The organism is Methylobacterium gossipiicola (assembly GCF_900113485.1).
GTDB classification, from domain to species: domain Bacteria; phylum Pseudomonadota; class Alphaproteobacteria; order Rhizobiales; family Beijerinckiaceae; genus Methylobacterium; species Methylobacterium gossipiicola.
This window is the reverse complement of record NZ_FOPM01000002.1, coordinates 166,319-188,915: the sequence shown is the minus strand read 5'-3', so window position 1 is coordinate 188,915 and position 22,597 is coordinate 166,319. Positions and strand designations below refer to the sequence as shown.

Below are 22,597 nucleotides of genomic sequence, written 5' to 3'. Positions count from 1 at the left end.
AGTCGAAATTGCTCCGGCAAAGCTCGGGCAACACCTTGGAAAACGCGGGGATTTGCGATCTGATCACCAATGAGGCCAACGAATCGCGCCCGTTTCGATGGTGCGCGGTGCGGGTCTCGACGACGGAGTGACGAATGCCGAATTATCGTGTCGAGTTCGCGAAGGAAATCCTGGGCGTTCCCTTTCCGGTCGGGTCCGTGGCCATCGTCCGGGCGCGCGACCCCATGCGTGCTCTACGGGCCGCCGAACTGCGCTTCGCGCGCCAGCATGGCGTCGAGGATTGGCGCGAGCGCGCCGACCGGGCCGATCTCGTTCCGGGCGGAGCGGGCTGATCGGTTTCGTCCCGCTCTGGCCCTTCGAGCTTGGCCGTCATAAGGTGTTCGCCGAGGCGTGCGCGGATGCGCGCGGCAGGATCGCCCGGTTCGGGCATCGATACGGGGACGGGCGGTTTCCATGGCGGCGATCTCTTTCTTCGGCGATCTGCTGCAGACCATCAGCGAGCGGGGCCGAGACCTCATCGGCCTCGGGCGCGGTGATCTCGGCGCGCGCGCCAGCGCGCAGGAATTGCTCAAGCTCTGCGAGGATTTGATCTCCCGCCGGGGCGAGGCCTCGGGCGTCGCCCTCGCGCGGCTGATCCTCGACCGCTACGCCAGCCTCGCCCGGCCGGAGCGCGCGGATTTCCTGCGCATGGTCGCCACGGAGTTCGCCGCCGACCACGAGGCCGTGGACGAGGCCATCGCGGCCTACCGGGCGGCGCCGAGCCGGGCCGCCCTCGGCGTCCTCCACGACGCGGCCGAGCCGCGCAGCCAGGAACTCATACGGCGCCTCAACCTCGCCCGCGACGGCACCCTCGCCCTCGTACGGATGCGCGAAGACTTGTTCGGCCTGCGCCGGGCCTTGCGCGACGAGGAGGCCGACCCGGACGTCATCGACGCCGCCGATAGCCTCGACAGCGATTTCGAACACCTGTTCGCCTCGTGGTTCAACCGGGGCTTCCTCGTGCTGCGCCCCATCGACTGGACCACGCCGGCCCATATCCTGGAAAAGATCATCCGCTACGAGGCGGTCCACGCCATCGCCGATTGGGACGACCTGCGCCGCCGCATCGCGCCGCAGGACCGGCGCTGCTTCGCCTTCTTCCACCCGGCCCTCGTCGACGAGCCGCTGATCTTCGTCGAGGTGGCGCTGACCGCCGGCATCGCCCCGGCCATCGCGCCGATCCTGGCGCATGAGCGCGAGCCCTTGCCGGCACGCGAGGCCACGACGGCGATCTTCTACTCCATCTCGAATTGTCAGAAAGGATTGGCGGGCGTCACCTTCGGCAACTTCCTCATCAAGCAGGTGGTGGAGGACCTCGCCCGCGAGATTCCCTCGCTCAAGACCTTTGTGACCCTGTCGCCGGTGCCCGGCTTCGCGGCGTGGCTCGACCGCGAGCGCCGGGCCGACGCGCCCCAGGGGCTGACCCGCGAGGATGTCGAGGCCCTGCGCCTCATCGACGAGCCGGATTGGCACGCCGACAAGGCCAAGGCGGAGATCGTCCGCAAGGCGATGATCCCGGCGGCCGCCGCCTATTTCCTGCGGGCCAAGAACGAACGCGGCAAACCGCTGGACCCCGTCGCCCGGTTTCACCTCGGCAACGGCGCCCGGCTGGAGCGCCTGAATTTCCTCGGCGATGTCTCGCGGAAAGGGCTGGCCCAGTCGCGCGGTCTCATGGTCAACTACCTCTACGACCTGTCCGCCATCGAGAAGAACCACGAGACCTTCGCCAATCTCGGCACCGTCGCGGCGTCCAGCGCGGTCAGCCGCGAGTTGCGCAACAACCTGCCGCCCGCCCGCGCCGTCGCCCTGGCGGACGCCTGAAAGCAGTCCGAACCCCGCATGTCCAACCATCTGTTCGACCTCGTTCGCGCGAACCTGCCCGCCGATCCCGCGGGCAAGACTTTCATCGAGACGGGGGAGGGCGCGCGCTTCACCTATGCGGACCTCGTGGCGCGCTCGGGCGCCTACGCGGCGTCCCTCGTCGGGCTGGGGGTGAAGCCGGGGGACCGGGTGGCGGTCCAGGCCGAGAAGAGCCCGGAGTTCCTGTTCCTGTATCTCGGTGCCGTGCGGGCCGGCGCCGTGTTCCTGCCGCTCAACACTGCCTATACCGCTCCCGAGATCGCCTACTTCCTCGGGGACGCCGAACCGGCCCTGTTCGTGTGCGATCCGGGCAAGCGCGAAGCCCTTGAGGCAGTGGCGAAGGCGGCCGGCGTCGCGCAGGTGCGGACCCTCGACGCTGCCGGACGCGGCAGCATGGCTGAGGCCGCCGACGCGGAAGCGCAAGACTTCGCCGACGTGGCGCGCGGCCCCGACGATCTGGCCGCGATCCTCTACACCTCGGGCACCACCGGGCGCTCCAAGGGCGCCATGCTCACCCACGAGAACCTCGCGTCGAACGCCCGGACCCTGGCGCAAGCCTGGCGCTTCACGGCCGACGACGTGCTCATCCACGCCCTGCCGGTGTTCCACACCCACGGCCTGTTCGTGGCGACCAACGTCATTCTCGTCACGGGCGGCACCCTCCTGTTCCTGGCGAAGTTCGACGCCGCCCAGGTGCTCCGCCTGATGCCGCGCGCCACCGCCATGATGGGAGTGCCGACCTTCTACACCCGCCTCCTCAAGGAGCCGGGCCTCGATGCCGACGTGACGAAGACCATCCGGCTGTTCGTCTCGGGCTCGGCGCCGCTGCTGGCCGAGACGCATCGCGACTGGCAGGCCCGCACCGGCCACGCCATCCTCGAACGCTACGGCATGACCGAGACCAACATGAACACCTCGAACCCGTACGAGGGCGCGCGGGTGGCCGGCACCGTGGGGCCGGCCCTGCCCGGCGTCGCCGTCCGGGTCGTGGACCCCGAGACGGGGGCGACCCTCGGCACCGACGCCGTCGGCATGATCGAGGTGAAGGGAGCGAACGTGTTCCAGGGCTACTGGCGCATGCCCGAGAAGACGGCGGCCGAGTTCAAGGCCGACGGGTTCTTCATCACCGGCGATCTCGGCAAGATCGACCGTGAAGGCTACGTCCACATCGTCGGACGCGGCAAGGACCTCATCATCACGGGCGGCTACAACGTCTACCCGAAGGAGGTCGAGAACGAGATCGACGCCCTGCCGGGCGTGGTGGAATCGGCGGTGATCGGGGTGCCGCATGCCGATTTCGGCGAGGGTGTCACGGCCGTGGTCGTCGCCCGCGAGGGGGCGCCCGACGAGGCGACGATCCTGCGCACCCTGGAGGCGCGTCTCGCCCGCTACAAGTGTCCGAAGCGGGTGCTGTTCGTCGACGAGTTGCCCCGCAACGCCATGGGCAAGGTGCAGAAGAACGTCCTGCGGGACATCCACGGGAAACTCTACGGCGCCTGAGGCGGCGCCTCGGGAACGTCCGCCCGCGCGTTGACGTTGGGACCGGCGTAAGCTCAAGCTTGGCTTTTCTGCCCGACGGTTCCCGAAGCGATGTCCTCCTCCCCCGAACCGGCGCCCGCCCCGAAGGGCGCCGCCCCCGTGCTGTGGACCCTGGCCCTCGGAACCGCCCTCGTCGTCCTAGCGGCGGGGAGCCGAGCCCGGCCACGAGGGGCAGGTTCGGCGGTCGCTCCGCCGGAGCCCGGCCGAACCGAGGGCGCGCAATCCCACACGGGCCCCGCCGCCGAATGGGTTGCCGCCACGCAGCCCGAGCGGGGCCGCGATGCGCGCACCCCCCTCGAGATCACCCGCCTGGGCTGGAAGGACATCCTCGTTCGGGTCTACCGCGAGTTCATCGCGGATCGGGTGCTGTCGGTGGCCGCCGGGGTCACGTTCTACACCCTCCTGTCCCTGTTTCCCGCCATCGCCGCCCTGGTCTCGTGCTACGGCCTCGTCGCGGACGTGAACTCCATCAACGAGCATCTGGCGAGTCTGCAGGGCGTGTTGCCGTCGGGCGCCATCGAGATCGTCGGCGATCAGGTCAAGCGCATCGCCGCGAAGGGAACCGGCACCCTCGGGGTGACCTTCTTCACCAGCCTCTTGATCTCCCTGTGGAGCGCCAACGCCGCCATGAAGGCGATGTTCGATGCCCTGAACGTCGTCTACGAGGAGGAGGAGAAACGCTCCTTCGTGATGCTCAACCTGCGCTCCCTCACCTTCACCATCGGGGCGCTGCTGTTCACGATCTTCGCCCTGTCGAGCATCGTCGTGCTGCCCATCGTGTTCACCTTCGTGGGCTTCAGCGATACGGCTTGGCTCCTCGCCCTCCTGCGCTGGCCGGCCCTGCTCCTCGTGGTATTGGGCGTCCTGTCGCTGCTCTACCGCTACGGCCCGAGCCGGGAACACGCACGCTGGCGCTGGGTGGGGACCGGCAGCGTCGTCGCGGGTTTCCTCTGGCTCCTCGCCTCGATCCTGTTCTCCTGGTACGTCTCGAGCTTCGGCAATTACAACGAGACTTACGGGTCGCTCGGCGCCGCCATCGGCTTCATGACCTGGATCTGGATTTCCACCACCATCGTGCTCGTGGGCGGCGAGATCAACGCCGAGATGGAGCACCAGACCGCGCGTGACACCACCACGGGCGCGGAGCTTCCCATGGGCGCGCGGCAGGCCCGCATGGCCGATACCCTCGGGGCGGTGGCTTAGCCACCGCCCCGGGGCGCGACCTGACGTCTGGAATGCCAGGTCTCCCAGGACTGGGGGCGGAACCCCATATAGGCGGCTGACGGATGCCCCGAGAGCTTGAATCATGACCACAGCGAATCCTGAGACCCGCACCGAAGCCGAGTGGCGGGAGATCCTCACGCCGGAGCAGTACCGGGTCCTGCGCGAGCACGGCACCGAGCGCGCGGGCACGAGCTGCCTCAACGCCGAGAAGCGTCCGGGCATCTTCCACTGCGCCGGCTGCGACGCGCCGCTGTTCGAGAATGGCACGAAGTTCGAGTCCGGCACCGGTTGGCCGAGTTTCTTCGCCCCGTTTCCCGACGCGGTGGAAACCCAGGTCGACCGCTCCCATTGGATGACCCGCACGGAAGCCCATTGCGCCCGCTGCAAGGGCCATCTCGGCCATGTATTCGATGACGGCCCGCCGCCCACCGGCCTGCGCTACTGCATGAACGGTGTGTCCCTGCGGTTCGAGCCGGAGGCTTGATCCGGTTTACCCTCGATCGGAACGGGAACCGTCTCGCGGTGCCCTTGCGGCGCTTGAGCGTCGCCGAACGCCGTCGTTCCGGAAGGAATCGAACGGCGTTCGTGTGAGGGGCGCCGGGAGGGGCGGTTCCGCCGCGAAGGTGGGGACGAAGGCTCCGATCGAAGCGTCGAACGGGCGTAGAGCCTTGATTTCCGCGATGTTTTGCTTAGTCCCGTAGAGACTGTTTTTCGATGAGTACGGGGCATCCGTCGTCGGGTGTCGCCTCAAACCGTTCCGGTCGCGCGACCGGAGCGTCCTCCCCCATCAGTCCGGCGGAACATGAGACCGTGGGACGAACGAATCCCGGAGAGTCCGTATGAGCATCGTTCGCCGGTTCCTCGTCGCCCCCTCCCTCGTGCGCCTCATCCGCAAGGAGCGTGGCGGCGCGCGGATCACGGAGGGCTACTTCGCGCCCCAGGGCGGCCGCGTCTCCTACGTGCGGGTCGATGGCCAGCAATGTCACCTCGTCCTCGTCAATACGGGGCCGGACGGGGTTTCGAGCGAGGAGCGCACGGACGTGCCGCGCGCCCACGGCGACGCGCTCCTCGACGTCTGCGGCGGCAAGGCCCTGTATGACCGCACGGTGCTCGCCCTCGGTGGCGGGCGCGAGGCGCGGATCGACCGCTACGTCACCCCCGGTGCCCTCGACCTCGTCAGCGTGGTGTTCGAGGAGATCGGGGATGCCAACGCCTTCGCCGTCCCCGCCTGGTTCGGCCCCGAGGTGACGGGTGATGCCGCCTACGAGCGCCATGCCGTCGCCCTGCAGGGTGTGCCGCAGCCGGGCGAGATCGCCCTGAGCAACGCGGCCCTCGAAGCCGTCCTCGACCTCGTCGAGCCTCGCTTCGGCTTCGGCCGTTTCGGCGGCGGCACGCCGAAGCCCGCGGAGGACGATGGCATGAAGGCCCTGCGCCGGCCGTCTCCCCCGCCCGCCGCTCCGCCGGCCCCCGCTCCCGTCGAGCCGGCGCCGCAGGATGCCGGCCCCACCGACGCGCGGATCGACGAGGTGATCGAGAGCCTGTCGCAGGCCCTCGGCAACCCGCAGCCGCAGCCGACGGAGGGTGAGGCGGCCCAGCCGGCTCGCGCGGAGGAGACGGCCGAGTTCGAGCGCTGGACCGTTCGGCCGCGCCGCAATCAGACCTGATCGTCGGTCGAATCGGTCCTCGGAGGCGCGCGGCGCGCGTCTCCGAAGGTGGTCGCACGTACGGGAATGTCATTGTCATCCCGAACCGCGTGATTGAGTGGCACCCGCAACTTCGCTAGCTTCGCCGGCAAGAAGCAGAGAGATGCGCGGGTTCCGGCGCGCACGGGCGAGGAAACGATGTCCCAGGCGATAACTCACGGCACCGTGGCCGAGCCCCCCCGCGTGGCCGAGCCCTGGTACAAGGTTCTCTATATTCAGGTGCTGATCGCCATCGCGCTCGGCATCCTGCTCGGCTACGTCGCTCCGGAATGGGGCAAGTCGGTCAAGTGGCTCGGCGACGCCTTCATCGCCCTCATCAAGATGATGATCGCGCCGATCATCTTCTGCACCATCGTGCACGGCATCGCGTCCATTGGCGACCTGAAGAAGGTCGGCCGCGTCGGCCTCAAGGCCCTGGTCTATTTCGAGGTGGTCTCCACCATCGCGCTCCTCATCGGCGTCCTCGTCGGCGAGGTGGTTCGCCCCGGCGCCGGCTTCAACGCCGACGTGACGAAGCTCGACGGCAAGTCGGTGGAGAAGTACGCGAAGCTGGCCGCCGACGATTCGGTGACCGGCCATATCATGGCGCTGATCCCGAAGAGCTTTTTCGACGCCTTCGCCACGGGCGACCTGCTCCAGGTGCTGCTGATCTCGATCCTCACGGGTGTCGTCGTCACCGGCATGGGCCAGCGCGGCGAGGCCATCGCCCACGCCATCGACACGGCGGGGCAAATCTTCTTCCGCATCATTGGCCTCGTGGTGAAGCTCGCGCCCATCGGCGCCTTCGGCGCCATGGCGTTCACCATCGGCCAGTACGGCATCGGCAAGGTGGTCGATCTCGCTTGGCTGGTCGGCACCTTCTACGTCACCGCCTTCCTGTTCGTGGTGCTCGTGCTGGGCGGCATCGCCCGGGTGGCCGGATTCTCGATCTTCCGCTTCCTCGCCTACATCAAGGACGAACTCCTCATCGTCCTCGGCACCTCGTCGTCCGAGACGGTGCTGCCGCACATGATGACGAAGATGCGCCGGCTGGGCGCCTCGGATTCCGTGGTCGGCCTCGTGATCCCGACGGGTTACTCGTTCAACCTCGACGGCACCAACATCTACATGACCCTGGCGACCCTGTTCCTCGCCCAGGCCGTCGGCGCCGATCTGTCCATCAGCCAGTACGCCACCATCATCATCGTGGCGATGCTGACCTCGAAGGGGGCGTCCGGCGTCACCGGCGCCGGCTTCATCACCCTCGCGGCGACGCTCTCGGCCATTCCCAACAACCCCGTGCCCGTCGCCGCCATGACCCTGATTCTGGGCGTCGACAAGTTCATGTCCGAGTGCCGGGCCATCACCAACCTCATCGGCAACGGCGTCGCCACCGTGGTGGTGAGCCGCTGGGAGGGCGAACTCGACCGGGAGAAGCTGCGTCAGGTGATGGAGCACCCCGTCTCCATCGGCACCGATATCTCGGATCACGCGCCCAACATGGACCCAATCACCACGCCGTCCGCCGCCGCCGCGCCGACCCCCGCGCGGGTGCGGTGAGCGACCGCCTACGGCTCGGCATCGATCTCGGCGGCACCAAGATCGCCGGGATCGTCCTCGACGGGGCCGGGGCGACGCGGGCGGAAGCCCGGGTTCCGACGCCCCGCGACGATTACGACGCCACGCTCGCGGCCATCGCCGCCCTCGTGGCCGATCTCGAAGCCCGGTCCGGACCCGCGCGGAGCGTCGGGGTCGGGATGCCGGGCGCCCTCGCGCCGGAGACGGGCCGCGTCAAGAACGCCAACTCGACCTGGCTCAACGGTCGCCCCTTCGCGACCGACCTGGCCCAGCGCCTCGGTCGGCCCGTGCGCGTCGAGAACGACGCCAATTGCCTCGCGGTCTCCGAGGCCGTGGACGGGGCGGGCGCCGGGGCCTCCATCGTGTGGGCGATCATCCTTGGCACGGGTGTCGGCTCCGGCATCGCCCTCGACGGGCGGGCATTGGCCGGTCGCGGCCGCATCGCCGGGGAATGGGGCCATAACCCGCTGCCCCGCCCCCGCGACGACGAGCGACCGGGGCCGGCCTGCTATTGTGGCCGCAGCGGCTGTATCGAAACCTGGCTCTCGGGGCCGGGCCTCGCCGCCGACCATGCCCGCCGAACCGGGGAGGCCCTCCCGGCCGAGGCCGTCGTGGCCGCCCTGCGGGCGCATGATCCGCGCGCCGAGGAGACCTTCGCACGCTACCGCGACCGCCTCGGCCGGGCACTCGCTCATGTCGTCAACATCCTCGATCCCGACGTCATCGTCATCGGCGGCGGCCTCTCGCGCCTACCCGAACTGTTCGACGGTCTCGGCGACCTCACGGCGGCGCATGTGTTCTCCGATCGGTTCGACACCCCGATCCGTCCGAGCCTACATGGCGACGCCTCGGGCGTGCGCGGGGCGGCGTGGCTGTGGGACGACGGCGCGGACGCATTCTGACCTCAGGCGGACGCCCCTTGCCAGGGCTTGCGTTTGCACATAAAGATATCTTTATGTCTCACGCGAGTTCCCCAGTGCAATCGTCGGTGCCGTTCGCGCATGCCCTCGGGGTGCTGCGCGCGGCGGCCGAGGAGACGCGCCTGCGCATCCTCGCGCTGTTGGCGGAGGGTGAATTGTCGGTTTCGGACCTCACCGACATCCTCGGCCAGTCGCAGCCGCGCATCTCGCGCCACCTCAAGCTCCTGGTGGAAGCCGGCCTCGTCGAGCGTCACCGCGAGGGCGCCTGGGCGTTCTTTCGCCTCGTCGATGGCCGCGCCGGCCTCGTCGATCCGCTCATCGCCGGCCTCGATGCGGGCAGCCCGCCGCTCTCCGAGGACCGGGCGCGGCGCGACGCCGTCCGGGCCCAGCGCGCCGAGGCCGCTCAGACCTTCTTCGCCCGCCTCGCCCCGAAATGGGATCACCTGCGCTCCCTCCACGTCCCCGAGGCGACGGTGGAAGCGGCGGTGCTCGACGTGCTCGGCACCAAGCCGATCCACAACCTCATCGATCTTGGCACCGGCACCGGCCGGATGCTCGGTCTCCTCGCCGGGCGCGCCACCCGTGCCACCGGCCTCGATTCCAGCCACGCCATGCTGTCCGTCGCCCGCGCCAACCTCGAACGCGCCGGCCTATCGCGTGTCGATCTGCGGCAGGGCGACATCCACGCGCCGCCGTTCGGTCGCGGCAGCTTCGATCTCGTCCTCGTGCACCAGGTGCTGCATTACCTCGACGATCCGGCCCGCGCGCTTCGCGAGGCCGCGCGCCTCGTGGCGCCGGGCGGACGGCTCCTGGTGGTGGATTTCGCGCCGCACGGCCTCGAATTCCTGCGCGAGACCCAGGCCCATCGTCGTCTCGGCTTCGCGCCCGAGCAGGTGACGGGCTGGCTCAACGATGCGGGCCTCGGCACCGTCACCACCCGCGATCTCGCGCCGCCTCCGGGGGAAGCCGAGCACCAACTCACCGTCACGCTCTGGCTCGGGTCGGATGTTCACGCCCTGCCCGCGCGGACCGTTCTGCCCGAACGGGCCGTCGCCTGAGCGGCCCCCGCCCCCTTTCCCGCCTCGTCTGAACCGACCGACATTGAGGACGTCCCCGATGCCCACCGCCTCCCAACACCGCGCCAGCCGGGACGGCTACCGCCCCATCCGCGTCTCCATCGAGTTCTTCCCGCCGAAGACCGACGAGATGGAACAGATCCTCTGGAAGTCCATCGAGCGTCTCGCGCCGCTCCAGCCGAAATTCGTCTCGGTCACGTACGGCGCCGGAGGCTCGACGCGTGAGCGCACCCACAACACCGTGGCGCGCATGGTCCGCGAGACCACGCTGAAGCCCGCCGCCCACCTCACCTGCGTCGATGCCACCCGTGAGGAGATCGACGCCGTGGTGCAATCCTACTGGGATGCCGGCGTGCGCCACATCGTGGCCCTGCGCGGCGATCCGCAGGACGGCATCGGCACCGCCTACCGGCCGCATCCCGGCGGCTATGCCACCACCGCCGATCTCGTCGCCGGCATTAAGCGCATCGGCGACTTCAAGGTCTCGGTCTCGGCCTACCCCGAGAAGCACCCGGAGGCGTCTTCGCTGGACGCCGATATCGACGCCCTGAAGGCCAAGGTCGATGCCGGCGCCGATCAGGCGATCACGCAGTTCTTCTTCGAGAACGACATCTATCTGCGCTACGTCGACAAGGTGCGCGCCGCCGGCATCGACATCCCGATCATCCCCGGCATCCTGCCGGTGCAGAACTTCAAGCAATCGGCGAACTTCGCCCGTCGCACGGGCGCCTCGGTGCCGTACTGGCTCGCCGCCCGCTTCGAGGGCCTCGAGAACGATCCCGACACCCGCCGCCTCGTGGCGGCGGCGGTGGCGGCCGAGCAGGTGCTCGACCTCGTGGACCGGGGCATCGAGGATTTCCACTTCTACTCGATGAACCGCTCCGACCTCGTCTACGCCATCTGCCACCTCCTCGGCCTGCGTTCGCAGGCCCCGAAGGTGGAAACCGCGAAAGCGGCCTGAACACCCGTCATCCCGGGGCGCGATGAGCGCACCCGGGGCTTTCCATACGCCCGCGTCGCCGGACGGAAGCGTTCGGCCGCCATCCCAGATTTTCCCGGACCGTCGCGGTTCCGGATCCCGGGTTCCGCTGCGCGGCCCCGGGAGGACGCCGAGAGAGCCATGACAAACCTGCGCCCCGTCGACGGACAAGAGATCGAAGCGGCCCTGCGGCAGCGGGCTGCGGAAAAAATCCTCGTCCTCGACGGGGCGATGGGCACCGTGATCCAGCGCCTCGGTTACGGCGAGGCGGATTTTCGCGGCCAGCGGTTCCTCGATCACGGCCACGATCAGAAGGGCAACAACGACCTGCTGATCCTGACCCAGCCCGATGCGATCCGGCAGATCCACCTCGACTACTTCCTCGCCGGCGCCGATGTCTGCGAGACCAATACGTTCTCCGGCACCACCATCGCCCAGGCCGATTACGGCATGGAATCGATCATCCACGAGCTGAACGCGGAGGGCGCCCGCCTCGCCCGCGAGGCCGCGGCCCTCGCCGAACAGCAGGACGGGCGCCGCCGCTTCGTTGCCGGCGCCATCGGGCCGACGAACCGCACCCTGTCGATCTCGCCCGACGTGAACAATCCAGGGTTCCGGGCCGTGACCTTCGACGAGGTCAAACAGGCTTACGTCGAGCAGGTGCGCGGCCTCATGGATGGCGGCGCCGAACTCATCCTCATCGAGACCATCTTCGACACCCTCAACGCGAAAGCCGCCGTGGCGGCCGCCTGGGCGGTGTTCGAGGAACGCGGCATGGTCCTGCCGATCATGATCTCGGGCACCATCACGGATCTCTCCGGCCGCACCCTGTCGGGGCAGACACCGGAAGCGTTCTGGAATGCCCTCCGCCACGCCACCCCGCTGACCATCGGCCTCAACTGCGCCCTCGGCGCCCGCGAGATGCGCGGCCACATCTCCGAACTGTCGCGCATCGCCGACACCCTGGTCTGCGCCTATCCGAATGCGGGCCTGCCCAACGAATTCGGCCTCTACGACGAGAGCCCCGAGGCCATGGGCAAGCTGGTGGGCGAGTTCGCCACCGCCGGCCTCGTCAACATGGTCGGCGGCTGCTGCGGCACCACGCCGGACCACATCCGCGCCATCGCGCAGGCCGTCGCGGGGGTGAAGCCCCGCGCCATTCCCGAGGTACCGCCCCTGATGCGCCTCTCGGGTCTGGAACCGTTCACCCTCACGAAGGAGATCCCCTTCGTGAATGTCGGCGAGCGCACCAACGTCACGGGCTCGGCCAAATTCCGTAAGCTCGTCACCGCGGGCGACTACGCGGCGGCCCTCGACGTCGCCCGCGATCAGGTGGCGGCGGGTGCCAGCATCATCGACATCAACATGGACGAGGGTCTGCTCGATTCCGAGAAGGCCATGGTCGAGTTTCTCAACCTCGTCGCCGCCGAGCCGGACATCGCCCGCGTGCCGGTGATGATCGATTCCTCGAAATTCCACGTCATCGAGGCCGGCCTGAAATGCGTTCAGGGCAAGGCCATCGTGAACTCGATCTCCATGAAGGAGGGCGTCGAGAAGTTCATCCAGGATGCGCGCGTGTGCCGGTCCTACGGCGCCGCCGTGGTGGTGATGGCCTTCGACGAGGAGGGGCAGGCCGACTCTTACGAGCGCAAGGTCGAGATCTGCACCCGGGCCTACAAGGTCCTGACCGAGGAAGTCGGGTTCCCGCCGGAAGACATCATCTTCGATCCGAACGTCTTCGCCGTCGCCACCGGCATCGAGGAGCATAACGGCTACGGCGTCGCCTTCATCGAGGCGACGCGGACCATCCGCGAGACCCTGCCGCACGCCCACATTTCGGGCGGCATCTCGAACCTCAGCTTCGCGTTCCGCGGCAACGAGCCCGTGCGCGAGGCGATGCACGCGGTGTTCCTCTACCACGCCATCCAGGCGGGCATGGATATGGGCATCGTCAATGCCGGCCAGCTCGCCATCTACGACGAGCTGCCGCCGGAACTGCGCGAGCTGTGCGAGGACGTGGTCCTCAACCGCCGCGCCGATTCCACCGACCGGCTCCTCGACGCCGCCGCGCGCTTCAAGTCCGGCGGCGGAGTCCAGGCCAAGACCGCCGACCTCTCGTGGCGTGAGGCGTCCGTCGAGAAGCGCCTGGAGCATGCTCTGGTCAACGGCATCACCGAATACGTGGTGGCCGACACGGAAGAAGCGCGCCAGCAGGCGGAGCGGCCCCTCCACGTCATCGAAGGCCCGCTCATGGCCGGCATGAACGTGGTCGGGGATCTCTTCGGCTCGGGCAAGATGTTCCTGCCCCAGGTGGTGAAGTCCGCCCGGGTGATGAAGCAGGCGGTCGCTTATCTCGAGCCCTTCATGGAGGAGGAGAAGCGCGCCAATGGCGGCGACGGCAAGCGCCAGGCCGCCGGTAAGATCCTCATGGCGACGGTGAAGGGCGACGTCCACGACATCGGCAAGAACATCGTCGGCGTCGTGCTGGCCTGCAACAACTACGAGATCATCGATCTCGGCGTGATGGTGCCGGCGGCCAAGATCCTCGATACGGCCCGGCGCGAGAACGTCGACATCGTCGGCCTGTCTGGCCTCATCACCCCCTCCCTGGACGAGATGGTGCATGTGGCGGCCGAAATGGAGCGCGAAGGCTTCGACGTGCCGCTCCTCATCGGCGGTGCCACCACGAGCCGCGTCCACACGGCGGTGAAGATCCACCCGTCCTACAATCGCGGGCAGACCGTCTACGTCACCGATGCGAGCCGGGCCGTCGGCGTGGTGTCGAGCCTGCTGTCGAAGGAGACGCGCGACGCCACCATCGAGGGCATCCGGGCCGAGTACCGGAAGGTCTCGGACGCCCATGCCCGTTCGGAACGCGACAAGCAGCGCCTGCCGCTGGCGAAAGCCCGCGCCAACCCGTTCCGGATCGACTGGGAGGGCTACGCGCCGAAGAAGCCGACCTTCACGGGGGCCCGTGTGTTCGCCTCCTACGACGTCGCGGACCTTGTGCCGTATATCGACTGGACGCCGTTCCTGCAGACCTACGAGTTCAAGGGCCGCTACCCGGCGATCTTCGAGGACCCGGCCCAGGGCCCGGCGGCCAAAGCCCTGTTCGACGATGCGCAGGCGATGCTGAAGCAGATCGTCACGGAGCGCTGGTTCAATCCGAAGGCGGTCATCGGCTTCTGGCCCGCGAACAGCATCGGCGACGACATCACGCTCTATACGGGCGAGAGCCGTTCGGAAAAGCTCGCCACCTTCCACGGCCTGCGCCAGCAATTGTCGAAGCGCGACGGGCGCGCCAACACCTGCCTGTCCGACTTCGTGGCTCCCGCCGGGAGCGGGGTGGGCGATTATGTCGGCGGCTTCGTGGTCACGGCCGGGTTGGAGGAGGTTCGCATCGCCGAGCGTTTTGAGCGGGCCAACGACGATTACCGCTCGATCCTGGTGAAGGCGCTGGCCGACCGCATCGCCGAGGCCCTGGCCGAGCAGATGCACGAGCGCGTGCGCAAGGAATTCTGGGGCTACGCCGCCGACGAGACCTATACGCCCGAGGACCTCGTTCGCGAGGACTACGCCGGCATCCGCCCGGCCCCCGGCTACCCGTCGCAGCCCGACCACACCGAGAAGACGACGCTGTTCGATTTGCTGAAGGCCGAATCGCGCATCGGCGTGAAGCTCACGGAGAGCTACGCCATGTGGCCGGGCTCGTCGGTGTCGGGCCTCTACATCGCCCATCCGGAGGCGCATTACTTCGGCGTCGCCAAGGTCGAGCGCGATCAGGTCGAGGATTACGCCGCCCGCAAGGGCATGGATCTCGCCCAAGTGGAGCGCTGGCTCGGGCCGATCCTGAACTACGATCCGGCGAGCTATCTCGTGGCGGCGGCGGAGTAACGTCGAACGTCTTTGGGATCCCGAAGGGATCATCCCTTCGGCGGATGTCGGGCTTAAGCCCGACATCTGTCCCCGGGCCGGCTTGTCGTTTGCCCGGGAGTGTGGCCCGGCGAGGCTTGACCGTGGCGGTGCTGGCCCTCCAATGCTCGGCCGGAACTCGGCACGGAAGGGCGCCTCGAAAGTGTACCGGCTGACCAGCGTCCTCGTCCTCGGCCTCCTGGCCTCGGGCTGCACCGGCTTCGCCTACCTGTCGAAGACCTATGTGGCGCTCACGCCCCAGGTGGTCACGATCGGCTGCAAGGACCCGTACGAGGTCTACGACCAGCGCCGCATCCGCAAGATGCTCATCGTCTCGAATTCCCTGCGGGAGATCACCGGCTGCGGGATCGATGACCGCCTCGACGGCGGCGACCCGGCCCTCACCCGCGCCAAACGTTTCCGCGAGGCGGCCCGCGCCTACCTCGACGAGACCGTGCGGGAGGATTGCAAGATCACCGGCGAGACCGTGTTCACGGATCTGCAGACCGAGTTCACCTATACCTGCGCCGGCCCCATCGAGCCACGCGACGCCAAGGTGCCGCGCCTGCCCGGCCGCTCCCGTGTCGGACTTTGATCGTTAGAGTTCCGGCGGCGTCGAGAACGTCCGCTCGATGGCGTCGCCCGCCGCCGACAGGAGGGCGCGGGCGAGGAGGCGGGCTTCCTCGCGGTCGAGGGCCAGGATCGCCGTGAACGGTTGTCCGGCGACATCGGGCAGACCGATCTCGAGCCGAACGCTGTCCGCCCCGGCGGCGACCGACAGGCTCCAGTCCCGGTCGTGTGCCCCTGCGCTCATCGTCCGTGATCCTTCCGCACCCCACCGTCCCCGCATACGCGGAACCGATTCCGCCCTCCATGACCGATCCCGTGCCGGGAGGCCAGGGCATTCCATCCGAGCCCCGCGATTGACGGCGCGCCGCCCCGTGGTGTTTGTGCGCCCCGAGCCGTCCGGCCCGTCGCCGGCCCTCTCCCTCCTAGGAAACACGCCCATGTCCGAAATCTGGTTCCGCACCGGCGAAGCCACCGTGCTGGCCGCCGAAGGTCAGTACACCGATGCCATGCCGGAGGTGCTCATCGGCTCCACCCGTGGCCCCGTCGGCCAGGCGTTTGCCGGCATGATGGGTCAGGTGCAGGGCCACACCCGCATGTTCGTGGTGCGCGACCTCAATCAGCTCGTGCGCCCGGCCACGATGATGACCACCAAGGTTACGATCCACACGGCCGAGTATGCCGAACTCCTCGGCGGTGTCGTCCAGGCGGCCACGGGCGACGCTATCATCGACAGCGTCATCGAAGGCGTGCTGCCGAAGGACGGCCTCGACGAGCTGTGCATGATCATCATGATCTGGCTCGACGAGCGCTGCAGCTCCGATCCGAACGTCGACCGCAAGGACCTCTACCGCACCAATTACGAGGCGACGAAGCTCGCCATCGCCCGCGCCATGAAGGGCGAGCCGTCCATCGACGAGCTCATCGCCAACCGCAAGACGGTGAAGCACTACGCCCTGGAAGACGTGATCGACTATTGAGTCGATCCGATCACGCACGCCTCGCTGCGGCGTGCGTGATCGCAGGCCGGGCCGCCGAACCGAAGCGGTCTGCTCTGGGTTGTCGGTCGGATACGCCGTGACGCGTCCGGTTCAGGAAACCCCCATGACCCCCAAATTCCTCGGAATCACCGCCCTTCTGGCCCTTGGCCTCGGCTCCGCCGCCCAGGCGCAGGGACTCGAACGGGGGGCGCAGGACGGGGCGGAGCGGGGCGGCAATATCGCCGGTCCCCTCGGGGCGGCGGTCGGAAGTGTCGTCGGCGGCGCCGTCGGCACGGCGAACCAGATCCTCGGCATCGACCGGCGCGAGCGCTTCCGCATCTACGCCCTGGGCGAGCGCCGGCCCTCGTTCGCGTATGCGGGCAAGGTCCAGGCCGGCGCCGTACTGCCGCCGGACCGCGTCGTCTACTACGACGTACCACCGGAATTCGCCCTCAAGGGCTACAACTACACCATCGTCAACGATCACCCGGTGCTCGTCGAGCCGGCGACCCGCCGCATCGTCGAGGTGATCGACTGATTCGCAGGGCCGGCCCCGTCGCGGGAGGCCGGCCCCATTCGGGCTCCCAAAGGAGTCAACCCTTCGGCGGGTGTCGGGCAGAGCCCGACGATCGTTCCGAAGTTCAGCGCTCGCGGCGCTCGCGCACCGCACCGCGCTCCATGTGTTCCTCGCGGCGCTCAATCCGGTCCTCCCGGCGATCCGGATCGACGCCCAGCACACCGCCCACGGTTCCGGTGGCGGCGCCTACCGCACCGCCGACGATGCCGCCGACCGGCCCGGCGGCGCGGTTGCCGTCCTCCGCGCCGCGCTCGGCGCCTCGGATGGTGCCCTGCGCCTGGGCCGTGGCCGACAGGGCCAGGGGGCTGAGAACGAGGGCGGTTGCGAGCATGAAGGTCTTCATGGCCGGCTCCTTGATGGCGTGATCGGGAAGCCCCCGGCGCGGCGCGCCGGTGAGCCTGTTCACGCAGTCAACGAACGAGAGCCGGATTGGTCCCGAACTTCGCGCCTCAGCAGCTCAGGCGACGACCTTCGCGCCGGCCGAACTTCTGATAATGCGCCAGCGCCGAGGTGAGCTGACCGTTGCGCAGGGCCTGGGCAACGTCGGGGTTGCAGCGGACGTAAGAGCGCTCGTCGAATCCGCCGCCGCCGCGATCGGCCCGGTCGAACCCCCGGCCCCGCGATCCCCGGCCGCGATCGTCGTCGTCATAGTCCCGTCCGCGGCGGTCGTCGTAGCGGTCGCGGTAGCCCGAATCGCGGCGGTCATAGCCATAATCCCGCCGGTCGTAGCCGTAGTCCCGGCCGTACCCTTGGGCCACGGCCAGATCCAGCGGAGCCACCAGGCTCAGGCCGACGGCCGCCGCTGCAAAGAGTGCCTTCATATGCGTCTTCTCCCCTGTCGCCCTGCCCAACGATCCAGACCGGTGTTCGGTTCGCGCCCGGTGGTGTTCCGGTCATGAGAATGGCCACGGAGGTGGCCCTTGGACAGGGGGCGGATGGACGATTCACCGGGGCTTTCAACGGGCGACTACGTAGATCGCCACGCCGCCGAAGCGTCCTGCGCTGGCGTGTCGAACCCTGCCCAGGGGGCCCGAGGAATGATTTCTCGGCACCCCCTCTCGCGCCTCAGGCGCCGGTTTCCGCGCGGCCGACGCGGCTGTGGCGGCGGCTCCAGGCGAAATAGATCACGAAGCCGATGACGAGCCACACGAGGAGCCGTGCCCAAGTCTCGCCATCCAGCGACACCATCATGGCAAAGCAGCTAAGGATGCCGAGGATCGGCACCAGGGGCACCAGGGGCGTGCGGTAGTCGCGCCGCGCCTGCGGTTGGGTCCGGCGCAGGATGATGACCCCGGCGCAGACGAGCATGAAGGCCAGCAGGGTGCCGATGCTGGTCATGTGGCCGAGCTGCGAGATCGGCAGGAAACCGCCCAGCGCGCTCGTGAACACCATGAAGAACAGGTTCGAGCGGTAGGGCGTCTTCCAGGTCGGGTGGATCTTCGAGAAGAAGCCCGGCAGCAGCCGATCCTGGCTCATGGAATAGAACACCCGGCTCTGGCCCAGCAGCAGGACCAGGATCACCGTGGAGAAGCCGGCGATGACCCCGAGGGTCACGAGGCTGCGCAGCCACGGGAACGGCGTCTGGGCGATGGCGGTGTTTACCGGGGCGGCGTCACCCTTCATCTGGGTGTAGGGGACGAGGCCCGTGAGCACGCCCGCGAAGGCGATGTAGATCACCGTGCAGATGGCCAGCGACCCGAGGATGCCGATCATCATGTTGCGTTGGGGGTTCTTGGCCTCCTGCGCGGCGGTCGAGACGGCGTCGAAGCCAACATAGGCGAAGAAGACGACGCCGGCCCCGCGCATGATCCCGCTCCAGCCGTACTCGCCGAAGGTGCCGGTGTTCTCGGGGATGAACGGCACGTAGTTCTGCGCCTTGATGTAGAACAGGCCGACCCCCACCACGACGGCGACCACGGCGAGCTTGATCGCCACTACGACAGCATTGACGCGGGCCGATTCGCGGATGCCGATCATCAGCAGCGCCGAGGCCGCCACGATGATGAGGATCGCCGGCAGGTTGACGAGGCCGTGGGCCGTCGCCCCGTCCGCGAGGGTGTAGGTCTCGAACGGCGAGTGTACGAGGGCGGGCGGCAGGTTGATGCCCAAGGTGTCGCGCAGGAACCGGGTGACGTAGCTCGACCAGCTCACCGACACGGTGGCGGCGCCCACGGCGTATTCGAGCACGAGGTCCCAGCCGATGATCCACGCCACGAGCTCGCCCATGGTGGCGTAGGCGTAGGTATAGGCCGAGCCCGCCACCGGGATCATGCCGGCGAGTTCGCTGTAGCACATGCCGGCGAAGGCGCAGGCGAGGGACGCGATGGCGAAGGAGATCACCACCGCCGGTCCGGCATGTTCCGCCGCCGCGATGCCCGTGAGGGAGAACAGGCCCGCGCCGATCACCGCGCCGACCCCGAGGGCGACGAGGCTCCAGGGGCCGAGGGTGCGGGCGAGCGTATGTTCACCGCTCTCCGCATCGGCGTTCAGGCGTTCGAGGGATTTCGTCCGGATGAGGTCGTCCGCCAAACCGCCGGCCATGCATCGTCTCGCTGTTCGGTCGTGTGAAAGTCGAATGACGTTACCGGAAAATGTCCTCCGCACCAGCCGGTTACTGCTCGGGCGGTCGCCCCGTCCCGTTCGATGATCGCGGCGCGGCGCTCAACCGCGTCGCGCCAGGGCGGCGGCGAGGGACCGGTCGGTGAGGTTCTTCAGGATCGCGTGCGCGGTCGCGGTGATCGCCGGGCCGGCGGCGTCCGGTGTGCCAGCCGAGTAGGGCGGTTGCGGCGCGTATTCGGCCACGAGCTGGCTGGCGCGGGCAAAGTCCGGATCGCGCAAGCGCGCCGCGAGGGCGAGGGCGAAATCGAGGCCGGCCGAGACTCCGGCCGCCGTCGCCCGGTTGCGGTCGAACACCACGCGCTCGGCCACGGGGATCGCCCCGAGGAGGGGCAGAACCCGGTCGCGCACGCACCAATGCGAGGTCGCGCGGTAACCGGTGAGGAGCCCCGCTGCCCCGAGGATCAGCGAGCCGGTGCAGATACTGGTGATCCAGGCCGCTCGCTCGGCCCGGTCGCGGAGGTACGCGAGGAGGGGCGCGTGGCCCATCTGATCGGGCGTGCCGTCCCCACCCGGCACCATCAGCACGTCGAGGTCGCGCGGGCCGGTCTCGAAGTCGGACGTGGCCACGAGTTCGAGGCCGGTGTCGCTCGGTACCGGTCCCTTCCGCTCCGCGACGAGATGGAGATTCGGCCCGGCGAGCCCGGTGAGGAACGTCTGGGGTCCGACCACGTCCAGGGCGGTCATGCCGGGAAACAGCACGATGGCGATGCGCAAGGGAGCCGGTCGTTCCGGTTCGGCGGCCCGCGCCGTGTTGCCAAGGGCGGCGGCCACCAAGCCCGTCGCCGTCAGGGCGACGAGATCGCGGCGGCTCGGGGGTCCATCCGCCGCCGGCCCCGTTGCGGGGCCGGCGCGAAGGTCCATGGGTTCAGATCGACTTGAGATGGGCAGCCAAGTGCTTGTTCATCTCGAACATGGTGCACTTGTCCTTACCGAAGACCTTCTTGAGCTTCTCGTCGGCGAGGATCTCGCGCTTGTTCTCGGGGTTCTGAAGCTCGTGCTTCTTGATGTATTCCCACACCTTGCTCACCACCTCGCCGCGCGGAAGGTTGGCGTCACCGACCACGGCCGCGAGCTCGGGGGAGGGCTTGAGGGGCTGCTGCAGGGCGTTCGGCTTGGCGCCATCACCCTTGGGGGCGGCGACCTTCTTGCCCTTGGCGGCCGGCTTCTCGTCGACGGTCTCGGCGGCGTTGTCCGCGCCCTTGGCGGCGCTTTTGGTGGTGGTCTTGGCCATGAATGTCCTCCGAAGGTTCGGCTGCCAGCGCCGGGTACGCCCACGGCACGGGGCCTCGGAGCGCATAGCTGCAACAACTAAGCAGTGCTGCGACCGTTCCAAGGGGAATCCGCCGCCAGGCCCCGCCCCGTCCACAGGGGGCGGGGCCTGTGAACGGGCCCGTTCGCCCGTGGGCTCGGCCGCCGCGCCGCCATCCCCCGGGGTACCCGCGCGCGGCACTCGCCCGGTGCTTGCAGACGTGTCATCCGCCATCGTCCAAGGCGGTCCATCGGGACGTTCACGGTGTGCGAAGGCAAACCACTGACCCGAAAGGAAAACTTCGGCGTCGCCTCCGTCTCGCTATGGGGCGGGGCTCACCGAGCCAGCCCGGCAGCCAGGAGCGCGCCCTGAAACCTGCGTTGTTCGGGACCGGCGCACGAAGCCGCGCCGGGGGACGAGATCGACCGGAATGGCCGTCCCCAAGAATCTTCGCCTCCTTCGAGGAATTTCTCCTCGAATCGATGCATCTGGCTCCCGGTGAGGCACCGCCGAAGGGGCTCGACGGGATCGGACCGGGATTTCGCCCGCCTTCGCCATCGAAGGCGGCTCCGCCGACTCGAGCGGGAACCGGGGTGGGTCACTCGGGCGTTGGCCGTATCCCGACATCCAGGAGCGCCCCGATGCCGACAGACCTTCCCCCCGAGCGTCATCTGCGACCGGCCGGTTCCCTCGAACTCGACCCGAAGGGTGAGGGCGTGGCCATCGACGAGACGCCCCGCCTCATCGCGTCCGACAAGGTCGAGGGCACGGCGGTCTATGACGCCGGGGGCGAACACCTCGGTACGGTGCACAATTTCATGGTGGACAAGGTCACGGGACAGGTCGCCTACGCGGTGCTGTCCTTCGGCGGGTTCCTGGGCCTCGGCGAGAGTTATCACCCGCTTCCCTGGCGGTCGCTCCGCTACAGCGTCGAACTCGGCGGCTACATTATCGATAGCGACCGGGACACCCTCGAGCGGGCGCCGACCCATGGGGCTGGCGAGGACCCCTTCGCCGATCCGGCCTTCGGCGGACGCATCGACGACCATTACGGCGTGCGACGCTCTCCGGCCTGACGCGCCGGTCCCGGAGGACCGGCCTCTGGACCAGGACCCTATAGGCTCAGAATTTGCCGCCAACGCCGACGCCGCCGGAACCCAGGCTCGGCGCCATGCCGCCGCCGGAGCCCGACCGACCCTCGGTGTTGCCCTCGATATCCTCGCGGCGGATGCGGCGCTCCTCGGAGGCGGCCGACCGGGTGGCGCCGCCGGCCGAGCGCGGCAGGTCGAGGCGCCGGGTCGGCGCGGTCTGGAGGGGGTTTCCGTCGGGATCGACGGCGGTCGAGCGCGGACCCGAGGCGTTCGGAACCGAGCCGCGCAGGGAGGGCGGCGGCCCGACATCGCTCGCCGGCATCACGCCCCCGCCCCCGCCCAGCGCCTGACAGCCCCCCAGGGCGGCGGCGAGGAGCGCCGTGGCGCTGGCGTTACGGAAGAAGGGCATCGGCAAAGGTCCTCGGGCAGGCGACGTCAGCGCGGTGGGCGCGTACGGTGTTTCAGGCTGTGTACGACGCCGATTCGGCGAAAACCAGACGCGCCGCCGCCCCAGGGTGATCGCGGCACGAATACATTTCGCTACGGTCTCGCCGCAGGGAACGATTGCGGAGCGCGGGGCGGAATGGCAGAGCGATGCGCCGGGCGGCCCGGCTCTTGCTGCGCCGGGCCGCCTCTCGCCAACCGGGGCGGCCTCGTCCGTCCGGGGCGGCGCCTTCACAACTTCGCCTTGGTCGTTGCGCAGGG

The 22,597-nt window shown here is 68.8% G+C and carries 22 protein-coding genes; 15 read left to right on the top strand and 7 right to left on the bottom strand.

The annotated features are described in order from the left end of the window. The first annotated feature begins 134 nt into the window (after positions 1-134). The 12 genes from BM249_RS02450 to BM249_RS02395 all read left to right on the top strand — a co-directional run bounded on the left by BM249_RS02450 (position 135) and on the right by BM249_RS02395 (position 15,404). A complete protein-coding gene (locus tag BM249_RS02450) occupies positions 135-332 on the top strand; it encodes a hypothetical protein (protein WP_091968617.1) in 198 nt (65 codons plus the stop codon). 121 nt (positions 333-453) lie between these two features. Beyond that, positions 454-1,860, top strand: coding sequence for a malonyl-CoA decarboxylase (locus BM249_RS02445; RefSeq protein WP_091968615.1), 1,407 nt, complete (start codon positions 454-456; stop codon positions 1,858-1,860). 18 nt (positions 1,861-1,878) lie between these two features. Continuing rightward, positions 1,879-3,399, top strand: coding sequence for a malonate--CoA ligase (locus tag BM249_RS02440; RefSeq protein WP_091968613.1), 1,521 nt, complete (start codon positions 1,879-1,881; stop codon positions 3,397-3,399). Between the two features lie 90 nt (positions 3,400-3,489). Then, complete coding sequence (locus tag BM249_RS02435) at positions 3,490-4,641, top strand: YihY/virulence factor BrkB family protein (protein ID WP_091968611.1); 1,152 nt, start codon at positions 3,490-3,492, stop codon at positions 4,639-4,641. 103 nt (positions 4,642-4,744) lie between these two features. Continuing rightward, the gene (msrB, locus tag BM249_RS02430; RefSeq protein WP_091968609.1) at positions 4,745-5,146 is read left to right on the top strand and encodes a peptide-methionine (R)-S-oxide reductase MsrB; all 402 of its coding nucleotides are present in this window, start codon (positions 4,745-4,747) and stop codon (positions 5,144-5,146) included. Positions 5,147-5,501: 355 nt separating this feature from the next. Further along, positions 5,502-6,326 carry a CYTH domain-containing protein gene (locus tag BM249_RS02425; protein WP_091968607.1) on the top strand — a complete coding sequence of 275 codons (825 nt, stop codon included), beginning with the start codon at positions 5,502-5,504 and terminating at the stop codon, positions 6,324-6,326. A 177-nt stretch (positions 6,327-6,503) separates the two neighbouring features. Continuing rightward, the gene (locus BM249_RS02420) at positions 6,504-7,904 is read left to right on the top strand and encodes a dicarboxylate/amino acid:cation symporter (protein WP_091968853.1); all 1,401 of its coding nucleotides are present in this window, start codon (positions 6,504-6,506) and stop codon (positions 7,902-7,904) included. Further along, a complete protein-coding gene (locus tag BM249_RS02415; RefSeq protein ID WP_091968605.1) occupies positions 7,901-8,824 on the top strand; it encodes an ROK family protein in 924 nt (307 codons plus the stop codon). The genes BM249_RS02420 and BM249_RS02415 overlap by 4 nt, the downstream gene beginning before the upstream one ends. 53 nt (positions 8,825-8,877) lie before the next feature. Further along, positions 8,878-9,900, top strand: coding sequence for an ArsR/SmtB family transcription factor (locus tag BM249_RS02410; protein ID WP_091968603.1), 1,023 nt, complete (start codon positions 8,878-8,880; stop codon positions 9,898-9,900). A 58-nt stretch (positions 9,901-9,958) separates the two neighbouring features. Then, positions 9,959-10,879, top strand: a complete 921-nt coding sequence (gene metF, locus BM249_RS02405; protein WP_091968600.1) for a methylenetetrahydrofolate reductase [NAD(P)H] — start codon at positions 9,959-9,961, stop codon at positions 10,877-10,879. A 159-nt stretch (positions 10,880-11,038) separates the two neighbouring features. Beyond that, positions 11,039-14,791 (top strand): methionine synthase, encoded by a 3,753-nt coding sequence (gene metH / locus BM249_RS02400; protein WP_091968598.1) that lies wholly within the window; start codon positions 11,039-11,041, stop codon positions 14,789-14,791. A 142-nt stretch (positions 14,792-14,933) separates the two neighbouring features. Further along, entirely contained in the window at positions 14,934-15,404 is a 471-nt protein-coding gene (locus tag BM249_RS02395) for a hypothetical protein (RefSeq protein ID WP_091968596.1), read from the top strand. Positions 15,405-15,407: 3 nt separating this feature from the next. Here BM249_RS02395 and BM249_RS02390 read toward each other — a convergent pair whose 3' ends face one another. Beyond that, positions 15,408-15,623: a hypothetical protein gene (locus tag BM249_RS02390; RefSeq protein ID WP_177232296.1), complete on the bottom strand. Its 216-nt coding sequence runs from the start codon at positions 15,621-15,623 to the stop codon at positions 15,408-15,410. Between the two features lie 193 nt (positions 15,624-15,816). Here BM249_RS02390 and fae point away from each other — a divergent pair, with 193 nt between their 5' ends. Together fae and BM249_RS02380 are read left to right on the top strand one after the other, a co-directional pair. Beyond that, positions 15,817-16,356, top strand: a complete 540-nt coding sequence (gene fae / locus BM249_RS02385; RefSeq protein WP_091968591.1) for a formaldehyde-activating enzyme — start codon at positions 15,817-15,819, stop codon at positions 16,354-16,356. Between the two features lie 124 nt (positions 16,357-16,480). Next, on the top strand, positions 16,481-16,894 hold the full coding sequence (locus BM249_RS02380) for a DUF1236 domain-containing protein (RefSeq protein WP_091968589.1): 414 nt from the start codon (positions 16,481-16,483) through the stop codon (positions 16,892-16,894). 103 nt (positions 16,895-16,997) lie between these two features. Here BM249_RS02380 and BM249_RS02375 read toward each other — a convergent pair whose 3' ends face one another. The 5 genes from BM249_RS02375 to BM249_RS21530 form a co-directional block, all read right to left on the bottom strand. Then, a complete protein-coding gene (locus tag BM249_RS02375) occupies positions 16,998-17,276 on the bottom strand; it encodes a hypothetical protein (protein WP_091968851.1) in 279 nt (92 codons plus the stop codon). Positions 17,277-17,382: 106 nt separating this feature from the next. Beyond that, entirely contained in the window at positions 17,383-17,754 is a 372-nt protein-coding gene (locus BM249_RS02370; protein ID WP_091968587.1) for a hypothetical protein, read from the bottom strand. 244 nt (positions 17,755-17,998) lie between these two features. Continuing rightward, the gene (locus BM249_RS02365) at positions 17,999-19,474 is read right to left on the bottom strand and encodes an amino acid permease (protein ID WP_091968585.1); all 1,476 of its coding nucleotides are present in this window, start codon (positions 19,472-19,474) and stop codon (positions 17,999-18,001) included. A gap of 120 nt (positions 19,475-19,594) precedes the next feature. Beyond that, positions 19,595-20,413, bottom strand: coding sequence for a DJ-1/PfpI family protein (locus tag BM249_RS02360; protein WP_177232295.1), 819 nt, complete (start codon positions 20,411-20,413; stop codon positions 19,595-19,597). A gap of 4 nt (positions 20,414-20,417) precedes the next feature. Then, complete coding sequence (locus BM249_RS21530; RefSeq protein ID WP_177232294.1) at positions 20,418-20,783, bottom strand: SWIB/MDM2 domain-containing protein; 366 nt, start codon at positions 20,781-20,783, stop codon at positions 20,418-20,420. A 659-nt stretch (positions 20,784-21,442) separates the two neighbouring features. On the opposite strand from BM249_RS21530, the gene BM249_RS02350 reads away from it, so the two are divergent. After that, entirely contained in the window at positions 21,443-21,877 is a 435-nt protein-coding gene (locus BM249_RS02350) for a PRC-barrel domain-containing protein (RefSeq protein ID WP_091968583.1), read from the top strand. A gap of 46 nt (positions 21,878-21,923) precedes the next feature. Here BM249_RS02350 and BM249_RS02345 read toward each other — a convergent pair whose 3' ends face one another. Next, entirely contained in the window at positions 21,924-22,301 is a 378-nt protein-coding gene (locus BM249_RS02345; protein ID WP_091968580.1) for a hypothetical protein, read from the bottom strand. Positions 22,302-22,597 lie beyond the last annotated feature (296 nt).

Coding starts and splice junctions, on each gene's coding strand:
- BM249_RS02450 (WP_091968617.1), top strand. CDS start 135: ATGCCGAATTATCGTGTCGAGTTCGCGAAGGAAATCCTGGGCGTTCCC.
- BM249_RS02445 (WP_091968615.1), top strand. CDS start 454: ATGGCGGCGATCTCTTTCTTCGGCGATCTGCTGCAGACCATCAGCGAG.
- BM249_RS02440 (WP_091968613.1), top strand. CDS start 1,879: ATGTCCAACCATCTGTTCGACCTCGTTCGCGCGAACCTGCCCGCCGAT.
- BM249_RS02435 (WP_091968611.1), top strand. CDS start 3,490: ATGTCCTCCTCCCCCGAACCGGCGCCCGCCCCGAAGGGCGCCGCCCCC.
- msrB (WP_091968609.1), top strand. CDS start 4,745: ATGACCACAGCGAATCCTGAGACCCGCACCGAAGCCGAGTGGCGGGAG.
- BM249_RS02425 (WP_091968607.1), top strand. CDS start 5,502: ATGAGCATCGTTCGCCGGTTCCTCGTCGCCCCCTCCCTCGTGCGCCTC.
- BM249_RS02420 (WP_091968853.1), top strand. CDS start 6,504: ATGTCCCAGGCGATAACTCACGGCACCGTGGCCGAGCCCCCCCGCGTG.
- BM249_RS02410 (WP_091968603.1), top strand. CDS start 8,878: ATGTCTCACGCGAGTTCCCCAGTGCAATCGTCGGTGCCGTTCGCGCAT.
- metF (WP_091968600.1), top strand. CDS start 9,959: ATGCCCACCGCCTCCCAACACCGCGCCAGCCGGGACGGCTACCGCCCC.
- metH (WP_091968598.1), top strand. CDS start 11,039: ATGACAAACCTGCGCCCCGTCGACGGACAAGAGATCGAAGCGGCCCTG.
- BM249_RS02395 (WP_091968596.1), top strand. CDS start 14,934: ATGCTCGGCCGGAACTCGGCACGGAAGGGCGCCTCGAAAGTGTACCGG.
- BM249_RS02390 (WP_177232296.1), bottom strand. CDS start 15,623: ATGAGCGCAGGGGCACACGACCGGGACTGGAGCCTGTCGGTCGCCGCC.
- fae (WP_091968591.1), top strand. CDS start 15,817: ATGTCCGAAATCTGGTTCCGCACCGGCGAAGCCACCGTGCTGGCCGCC.
- BM249_RS02380 (WP_091968589.1), top strand. CDS start 16,481: ATGACCCCCAAATTCCTCGGAATCACCGCCCTTCTGGCCCTTGGCCTC.
- BM249_RS02375 (WP_091968851.1), bottom strand. CDS start 17,276: ATGAAGACCTTCATGCTCGCAACCGCCCTCGTTCTCAGCCCCCTGGCC.
- BM249_RS02370 (WP_091968587.1), bottom strand. CDS start 17,754: ATGAAGGCACTCTTTGCAGCGGCGGCCGTCGGCCTGAGCCTGGTGGCT.
- BM249_RS02365 (WP_091968585.1), bottom strand. CDS start 19,474: ATGGCCGGCGGTTTGGCGGACGACCTCATCCGGACGAAATCCCTCGAA.
- BM249_RS02360 (WP_177232295.1), bottom strand. CDS start 20,413: ATGGACCTTCGCGCCGGCCCCGCAACGGGGCCGGCGGCGGATGGACCC.
- BM249_RS21530 (WP_177232294.1), bottom strand. CDS start 20,783: ATGGCCAAGACCACCACCAAAAGCGCCGCCAAGGGCGCGGACAACGCC.
- BM249_RS02350 (WP_091968583.1), top strand. CDS start 21,443: ATGCCGACAGACCTTCCCCCCGAGCGTCATCTGCGACCGGCCGGTTCC.
- BM249_RS02345 (WP_091968580.1), bottom strand. CDS start 22,301: ATGCCCTTCTTCCGTAACGCCAGCGCCACGGCGCTCCTCGCCGCCGCC.